Origin of the sequence: Psychroserpens mesophilus (genome assembly GCF_000826645.1) — a bacterium.
GTDB lineage: Bacteria > Bacteroidota > Bacteroidia > Flavobacteriales > Flavobacteriaceae > Psychroserpens > Psychroserpens mesophilus.
On record NZ_JXJP01000015.1, the window covers coordinates 1 to 6,838 of the forward strand.

Below are 6,838 nucleotides of genomic sequence, written 5' to 3' on the forward strand. Positions count from 1 at the left end.
TTTTTCATTTGTGCTAACGGTTTTGTGTATGATTTGTGCGGCTGAGAATCCGTAGGATTTTCAGATGTAGCAAATCAGTTGTTGAAATATATGAATTTTAATTGAAGAAAAATGTGAGCATGGATTATTCACATAGTTGGCAACTGTTTTTATTTTTCTTCGGTTTCTATTTTTGTTAAATTTTCATTAATCATTTTCTTTTCTGCAAGTCGTTCACCTTTCCAGAAGAATCTTTTTCCAATTTTCCTCAAATGCTTGTGCCATTCAATATCTGTTGTTAATTGTCCTTTACGTCTATTTCCCATTTTTTGGTAATTTAGGTTTAGGTTTTATTCCGCCTAGAATTTCATTTTTAGAGCAAGCCATACGACTTGTCTTTCTGTCTGATATAAATCCGTAATCAGTCCACATTAATTCAGCTCCATCTTCAATGAATTCCTCGTAAATTGGTATTAAATCACCAACTCCAACAAAAATCCATTCCATTTCGGTTTTTTCAGTATTTGTGAATTTATATTCCGCTTCTTTTCCGAGTTTTTCTGCTTTTTCAAAAGCCTCTTTAGCAGATTTAGCTTTAATCAAATGATGATTTCCCCAAGTTGTTACTCTTCGTAAGTCTTGTTTTTCATTTCGGTTAACTGGTTCACACTTTTCAATAATTTCAGCTATATACCAATTTCCGTTTTCGTTCGATATTTTCTCTTGGGTTTTCATTTTTAAAATTGTTGCCAACGGGATTGTATATGATTAGTTGTGTTGGCTGGAACTAAGTTAGTAAAAGGAAACGAACCTAAGGAAAATTACGCAGGAATTTTCCGAGTACGCACAGAACCAACAATTAATTATATACGTTGTTAGCTGTAGTGTTTATCAGATTAATCAATTTAGTGTAATTTAATTATTTTTTAGGTGCCTTCAGAATGTTATACTTTTTCGAAATGATTTTTCACAAAAGCTACTTGTTCATTATCCGTAATTTTATCTGACGATTCTATATCAATTTTTATATTCTTAAAATGTAAATCTTTATTCAAGTAATTGCGAAGTTCTACTTTTGCATTTGTAGGTCCAAATATCAGTACATGGTTATATTTTATTATTTCATTTCCAATGTTCACATAAAATTGTTCATTCATCTGCTGTCTTTTGTTATGCATAAGACTTTCGCTTCGAATCAAGGCTTCTTCTTTAGTTTCTTTAGTAAATTTTGAAACAATAGAATGGAATTCTTTTTTTGAATTTAAATCAATCAAATTAGCAACTGAATGATCCATCCAGATACCTAAATTATTATTTGTTTTCATTATGTTGAATTTTAGTATTTTCTGAATATTTTTTTAATATTATATTTAGTGAATCTAAATATCCTTTTAGTGCTTTGTTATTTACTTTTTTTCTGTGTTTGTAAAAGAATGTGCTTGGCATTTCATTTATGTATTCAATCAGTTCAGGATGTTCTTCTTGAATTTTTATAGTTGTCAATCGGATTTTATCATTAAGATTATTTTGAGATTTCATTTTAACACTTTAAAAATTGAGTTTTAGTTCATTATTTACATGCCAGATGCCAGGTGTTTTTGCAACAATGTTTTCTGCCTCCTCTTTTTGATGCAAAGAAATTGTTTTTCCAGAAAGTGTCGCTGCAGTACCTGACACTTTTATATTTATGTCGCAATGATTAATAAAACTTTGTCTAAGAGCAATTTTAATATCTTTTTGTTTTTTAGTATCTATTAGATCTGACTTTAATTCTGGATTATTTTTCATCGTTATTATTTTTTGTTTTGTTGTTTTTTTATGGTTGTCTTATCAAAATCAAAATGGTTAGTTAATTGGTTAATATTACCAGTTGGATTTGTTGGATGAGTCTGTTCTTTTGTTCTATTGAATTTCTTTCTATCTTTAAATATTCCCATGATTATTGTTTTAATTGTTCATTCTTAGTATATAGCTTTAAAACTTAAACATTGCCAATACTGTCACAAAAGACATAACTTAAGTAAATGCCTGCTTAAATTTTTAATTTGAAGGATTTTTTAGAAAGAGTAATATTCTGTTGTTAGGAAAATCCGCTAGGATTTTCCGAGTGCACACAGACTAGCAATTAGTTATACACGTTGTTACCAACTGGCTTTTATCATAGTTTAATCCAATTTAATTCGTTTTCCTTAATATTCTTTAAAAAATCAACGTTAATATTTTCCGCTGAATTCGTTTTTCCGTTTTCTATTTTTATACGCTCGTTTTGTAATTCGCCAGAAAATTGGTGATAAAAAATTCCGATTTCGTTTAGTTTGTTTTTCAGTCTTTTGTCAGTTAGAAATTCAGTCCATTTTTCCGCCTCTTTGTTTTCCGCTTTTAATTCGCTTGAGTTTTTTTCAGTAAATTCTTTTCGTTTCTGTTCCAGAAGCAATTCAATTCGGCGTTTTTAGAATCGTTTTCTTTCGAGTTTTTTCTTTTCTTTTTTCCAGTCAGGTTCAGATGAATTGTCTGAATATTTTTTTCCTAAAACAGAACCGCAATCACAATCTTTAGTTGTCGTTAAGAAAGTCTGAATGTCATTAGAATTTGGTATATCCAATTTATATTCTGCGTAATTCAGTCCGAATTCAGAAGCAATTTCCTTAATTTCTGAATTGTTAGATTTCTCATTTGTAACTAAAAAGTTGAATTGGCACATATTTTTTTTTCAGCTTGTTGGTAACGTGTTCGTGTGATGATTAGTTACGGAAAAGGACGCGAGTCATTTTCCGATAAGGACTAAGTTAATTAATTTCGAGGAATTTTCCGCTAGGTAAATCAGTAGTAATTAATTATACACGTTGTTGTAAAACGTTTTTTAATCTTTATTAATTAAAAGCTTATTGCCAAAATATAAAACAGATAAACTTATTAATAAACAAGGGAATAGTCCAGTTACAAAACCTGTTGGAAATCCATGAATTATCATTATAAAAATAAAGTACGCAATATAACCAAATCCGAATTTGAGCATTCGTTCTATTCCGCTCATTTTTTTTGTAAAAACAACTATAAAGAAAGGAAGAAAAATACTTAATAAATAACCTCCAAACATACTATTCGCATTTGCTTTTGAATCTAAAGTTAAAAACCCTATAATTCCCATTAAGACAAAATTCAGCACTAAGAGAAAAAATCCGTTAATTATTGTTGTTCCTATATTTTTTTCTTGATAAGAGTTTTCCTTTAATATTAATTCTTTTGTATCAATTTCTAGAACTTCACAAATAAGGTTTAGGGTTTTTCCTCTAGGTTCGTTTTCAGAGTTTTCAATCCGTTGAATTGTTCTCAAGTTTATTTTTGCTTGTTCAGCCAATTCTTCTTGAGTAAGACCTTTGATTTTTCTGGTTTCACTTATTTTCTTTGCAATCCAATTCATTTGTTTGATACTTTTATTTAACTCTAAAAGTAGTAATTCGATCAAAATTTGATAACGGTTTTCCTGTGATTTTTATATGACATTTGCTTTGTCATTAAATGTCGTAAAGGTTTTTTTAAATGTTTTACAACGGTTTTGTGTATGATTTCGTTGCGTGTTTCAGCAACTAATTTAGCAAATACAAACCGAATAGAAAATCCGCGAGGATTTTCGCAATTAGGCTTGTACTAGCAATTAATTTTATACGTTGTTGGCAGTAGTTTTTTCTTTTTTATATTTTTCTAAATCTTCAATAAATTCCTTTAGTTTTATTTCAAACTTTCTTTTTGTCATACTTATAGAAGCAAATTCACTCGAATCATCGTTCCAATTTTTAGGGAATTCAGTTGATGCTTTGATTTCATAAATTCCTTGTCCTTTTTTCCTTTGCCTCTCGAATTGAGGGTCAACTATAAAACATAGATAAAAGAAAATATTTTGGTCGAATTTGAATTGAACTTTCCAATGTTCATCATCCCACCATTCTCGGCTTTCATCAATTAGTGCTATTTCCCAATTTTTCTTGTCGAGTTCTTGCTCAATTTGATATTTATATCCTGATTTTTTCAATTAACTATTAGTTGAAATTATCAAATTCGGTTTTTCTCCAACTTCTATTTTTCTATAATTAACGAAAGCTCCACATTCCAAAATTGCGTTTAACAATTCAGGTGCATTTTCTTTTAGGTATTTGCCGTTATCAATTTCCAATAGAGTTGGTTTATCAGTCAGTTCGTCAACACAGTCAATCCAAGCATTCATATTTTCGCCATAATAATCTGGAAAATTCATTTCTTTCTTAAATTCAGAGTGGAATGTTTTCCAATTTTTTAATCTCTTACCTTTAATTCTGAATGTATGCATTTCGTTTCTCAAATTACTGCCAACGTGTTTGTGTATGTCTTGTTGCGGAATTAGCCGCAGCTATTTTAGCTTCGGATGAGCCACACGTGGCGAAAATTCCGTTGGAGAAAAATAGCAAGGCTTGAACCTATAATTTTTCCGATTAATTAAATATACAAATTGTAGTTTAAATTTCTAAACTAATAAAAATAGGAGCAATGAGATATACACGTTGTTGGCAGTAGTTTTTTAACTTTCTATATCGAATATTAAATTGTAAAGCCTTCCATATCCATACCAATTGCAACTACCATCTCTTATTTCAAGAACTTCGTCATTATATTCCAAGGTATAAAAATCCGTTGATGAGCAACCACCATAATTCATATTAATTAACTCAATTTCAAAACGTCTTAAATATTCAATTTCCTCAGTTGTAAGTTCCTTTTTTTTATCGTTAGTTTCCGCAATTATTTTGTTCTGTTTTTTACTGATTTTTAATGTTCCACTTCCCAAAGAAACACATCCTTGATTATAGACTTTAATTTTATAATTTTCATTATCTTTTAGTTTATCAACGAAAGAGATATGTTCGGTTGAACCATAATCAATCTTATCAAGACAGATTATTAAAGTGTCAATAATTTTATCGTATAAATTAATACTTAATGATTCCGTTTTCTTAAACATTGATGTATATACAATATTATAATTTCCAGATTTTAAGCTATCAATATTATAGTAATTATTCATTATTTCCATCGTATGTGTGCTTATCAAAGAATCGTTTTTTCTCAATTCAAATTCAGGTAGAAATATGACTCCTTCATTTTCAATATCGCAATATTCTTTCTTGATAACTAATGTATGAAGCCGTTCAGGATTTTCATTTTTACAGCCATAAAAAAGTGTAATAAAGAATAAAAAAATTAGTAAGTTTTTCAATTTTAGGGTTTTCGTTAAATTACTGCCAACGTATTTGTGTATGGTTTCGTTGCGGAATTCAGCCGAAGCGCTTGCGTTTGGATGAGCCGTAAACGGCGAAAATTCCGCGGAAAAAAAAGCGCAAGGTTGAGTTGCACAATTGTTCCGATTATTTAAATATACAAATTGTAGGAGAATTTTCTGGTCTTAACCAACTAAGCAATGAACTATACACGTTGTTGGCAGTAGTATTTAATTGATAACTGCCATAACTATACTAAATATGATCATTCCAATAAAAATTTGTAAAATAAAAATTATATATGTTAAAAGTATAAGCAATACTTTCTTAAGAGTACTTTTTTTATTGAAAAATTGAATATATGTCCAAAAATTAAATCCCATTCCCAACAAAAGAGGTAATAAAACTAAATAGCTATCTCTATCATAAATAAAGCTAAATAGAAAATATATAAACATTTGTTGTCCAGTTATATATATGTTTAAGACAAGATGTTCAAAGTAATTATATTTTGATTTTATAAACGCTAAATAGGACGCTAAAGAAAATAATGGAACCAAAATTAATATAAAGTAAGTTTGATTTTTAGCAATCCAATTCAATAATTGATTGTTTTCAACTTTAGAACCAGACTTAAATCCTGTAATTGCATCATCAATGAATGTTTGGTTTCCAATAAAGTAATGGGACAAAACATATAAAGTAGATGTGAGTATTATGAAAGCTAGTGGTTTAAAATGATTCTTTCTTTTACCTTCTAAAAACTCTCTAATGCTATGTCCAGGTTTTATAAATAATTCTTTTAAAGTAAATAAAAATCCACGATTTATTTGAAAAATACTATTAGGGATTTCATCCATTAAGTATTTGAAATCAACTTTTCTGACGTTTGAATTTTGTCCACAATTACTGCAATAATTTCCGCTAAAATCTTGTTTACAATTTTTACAAATCATTCAGTTAAGTTTACTTTTGAGTGTGTTTTTATATTACTGCCAACGTGTTCGTGTAATGGCTAGTTGAGTTGGCTAGGACTAAGTTAGCAAAAAAGAAACTAACCATTAGGAAAATCCGTAGGATTTTCCGAGTACACACAGACCGAGCAATTAGTTATACACGTTGTTGTACACAGTTTTTCATTTTTTCAGCTAAATCTTTTATGTGATACTCTATATTTTCTACATCTCGATAATTTTTATAGATATAAATTATATCAGTTTTGGCCTCTTTACAATTATTTTTTCCAATGTGGTTTAATGCTCTATTAACATAAGCAGAAGATAAGGTGTTTTTATTAACAGCATGTTCAATAACATAGTTTGTTATTTCAATTCCCTTATCATATTCTTCAATATAAAAATAGGACATTGCTAAATTTACTGCTGCTATGTGATAAGTTGAATCTGATAATTTGTAAGATTCTTGAAAATATTTTATAGAATTATCATAGTCGTCTTCAAAATATTTATTTAAACCTAAATTACTTAATGTCGTTGGATTGTTTGGTTCTAATTCCAATGCTCTCAAAAAGGCTACATTTCCTTCTTTATAATTACCATTTCTACTTAACTCTATTCCTTTTTCATTAAGGTCTCTTGCTTTATTGTTCT

At 28.9% G+C, this 6,838-nt stretch carries 13 protein-coding genes; all 13 read right to left on the reverse strand.

The genetic code is table 11. The features are described from left to right. Positions 1 to 149 precede the first annotated feature (149 nt). On the reverse strand, positions 150 to 305 hold the full coding sequence (locus TD18_RS17220) for a hypothetical protein (protein ID WP_160289467.1): 156 nt from the start codon (positions 303 to 305) through the stop codon (positions 150 to 152). After that, positions 295 to 714 (reverse strand): DUF4288 domain-containing protein, encoded by a 420-nt coding sequence (locus TD18_RS12330; protein ID WP_040253073.1) that lies wholly within the window; start codon positions 712 to 714, stop codon positions 295 to 297. Before TD18_RS12330 ends, TD18_RS17220 begins: the two co-directional genes overlap by 11 nt. Before the next feature lie 209 nt (positions 715 to 923). Then, on the reverse strand, positions 924 to 1,304 hold the full coding sequence (locus tag TD18_RS12335) for a hypothetical protein (protein ID WP_040253075.1): 381 nt from the start codon (positions 1,302 to 1,304) through the stop codon (positions 924 to 926). After that, on the reverse strand, positions 1,291 to 1,518 hold the full coding sequence (locus TD18_RS12340) for a hypothetical protein (RefSeq protein ID WP_040253078.1): 228 nt from the start codon (positions 1,516 to 1,518) through the stop codon (positions 1,291 to 1,293). Before TD18_RS12340 ends, TD18_RS12335 begins: the two co-directional genes overlap by 14 nt. A gap of 9 nt (positions 1,519 to 1,527) precedes the next feature. Further along, positions 1,528 to 1,767, reverse strand: a complete 240-nt coding sequence (locus TD18_RS12345) for a BON domain-containing protein (protein ID WP_052461161.1) — start codon at positions 1,765 to 1,767, stop codon at positions 1,528 to 1,530. Between the two features lie 5 nt (positions 1,768 to 1,772). Next, positions 1,773 to 1,916, reverse strand: coding sequence for a hypothetical protein (locus tag TD18_RS17395; protein WP_162835794.1), 144 nt, complete (start codon positions 1,914 to 1,916; stop codon positions 1,773 to 1,775). 512 nt (positions 1,917 to 2,428) lie between these two features. Then, entirely contained in the window at positions 2,429 to 2,680 is a 252-nt protein-coding gene (locus TD18_RS12355; RefSeq protein ID WP_040253083.1) for a hypothetical protein, read from the reverse strand. Between the two features lie 159 nt (positions 2,681 to 2,839). Beyond that, positions 2,840 to 3,400: a helix-turn-helix domain-containing protein gene (locus TD18_RS16755; protein WP_052461162.1), complete on the reverse strand. Its 561-nt coding sequence runs from the start codon at positions 3,398 to 3,400 to the stop codon at positions 2,840 to 2,842. 240 nt (positions 3,401 to 3,640) lie between these two features. Continuing rightward, entirely contained in the window at positions 3,641 to 4,009 is a 369-nt protein-coding gene (locus TD18_RS12365; protein WP_040253085.1) for a hypothetical protein, read from the reverse strand. Continuing rightward, complete coding sequence (locus tag TD18_RS12370; RefSeq protein ID WP_040253088.1) at positions 4,010 to 4,303, reverse strand: barstar family protein; 294 nt, start codon at positions 4,301 to 4,303, stop codon at positions 4,010 to 4,012. 228 nt (positions 4,304 to 4,531) lie between these two features. Continuing rightward, positions 4,532 to 5,227 (reverse strand): hypothetical protein, encoded by a 696-nt coding sequence (locus TD18_RS12375; RefSeq protein WP_040253090.1) that lies wholly within the window; start codon positions 5,225 to 5,227, stop codon positions 4,532 to 4,534. Between the two features lie 231 nt (positions 5,228 to 5,458). Then, positions 5,459 to 6,184, reverse strand: a complete 726-nt coding sequence (locus TD18_RS12380; protein WP_084205915.1) for a DUF3667 domain-containing protein — start codon at positions 6,182 to 6,184, stop codon at positions 5,459 to 5,461. A gap of 154 nt (positions 6,185 to 6,338) precedes the next feature. Further along, on the reverse strand, positions 6,339 to 6,838 hold a 500-nt coding region (locus TD18_RS17225; protein WP_040253096.1), incomplete at its 5' end, for a tetratricopeptide repeat protein.

What these genes read in the sequence shown, in the direction of transcription:
- TD18_RS17395 (WP_162835794.1), bottom strand. Translation starts at nt 1,916, where the DNA reads ATGGGAATATTTAAAGATAGAAAGAAATTCAATAGAACAAAAGAACAG.
- TD18_RS12335 (WP_040253075.1), bottom strand. Translation starts at nt 1,304, where the DNA reads ATGAAAACAAATAATAATTTAGGTATCTGGATGGATCATTCAGTTGCT.
- TD18_RS16755 (WP_052461162.1), bottom strand. Translation starts at nt 3,400, where the DNA reads ATGAATTGGATTGCAAAGAAAATAAGTGAAACCAGAAAAATCAAAGGT.
- TD18_RS12380 (WP_084205915.1), bottom strand. Translation starts at nt 6,184, where the DNA reads ATGATTTGTAAAAATTGTAAACAAGATTTTAGCGGAAATTATTGCAGT.
- TD18_RS12330 (WP_040253073.1), bottom strand. Translation starts at nt 714, where the DNA reads ATGAAAACCCAAGAGAAAATATCGAACGAAAACGGAAATTGGTATATA.
- TD18_RS12370 (WP_040253088.1), bottom strand. Translation starts at nt 4,303, where the DNA reads ATGCATACATTCAGAATTAAAGGTAAGAGATTAAAAAATTGGAAAACA.
- TD18_RS17220 (WP_160289467.1), bottom strand. Translation starts at nt 305, where the DNA reads ATGGGAAATAGACGTAAAGGACAATTAACAACAGATATTGAATGGCAC.
- TD18_RS12340 (WP_040253078.1), bottom strand. Translation starts at nt 1,518, where the DNA reads ATGAAATCTCAAAATAATCTTAATGATAAAATCCGATTGACAACTATA.
- TD18_RS12355 (WP_040253083.1), bottom strand. Translation starts at nt 2,680, where the DNA reads ATGTGCCAATTCAACTTTTTAGTTACAAATGAGAAATCTAACAATTCA.
- TD18_RS12345 (WP_052461161.1), bottom strand. Translation starts at nt 1,767, where the DNA reads ATGAAAAATAATCCAGAATTAAAGTCAGATCTAATAGATACTAAAAAA.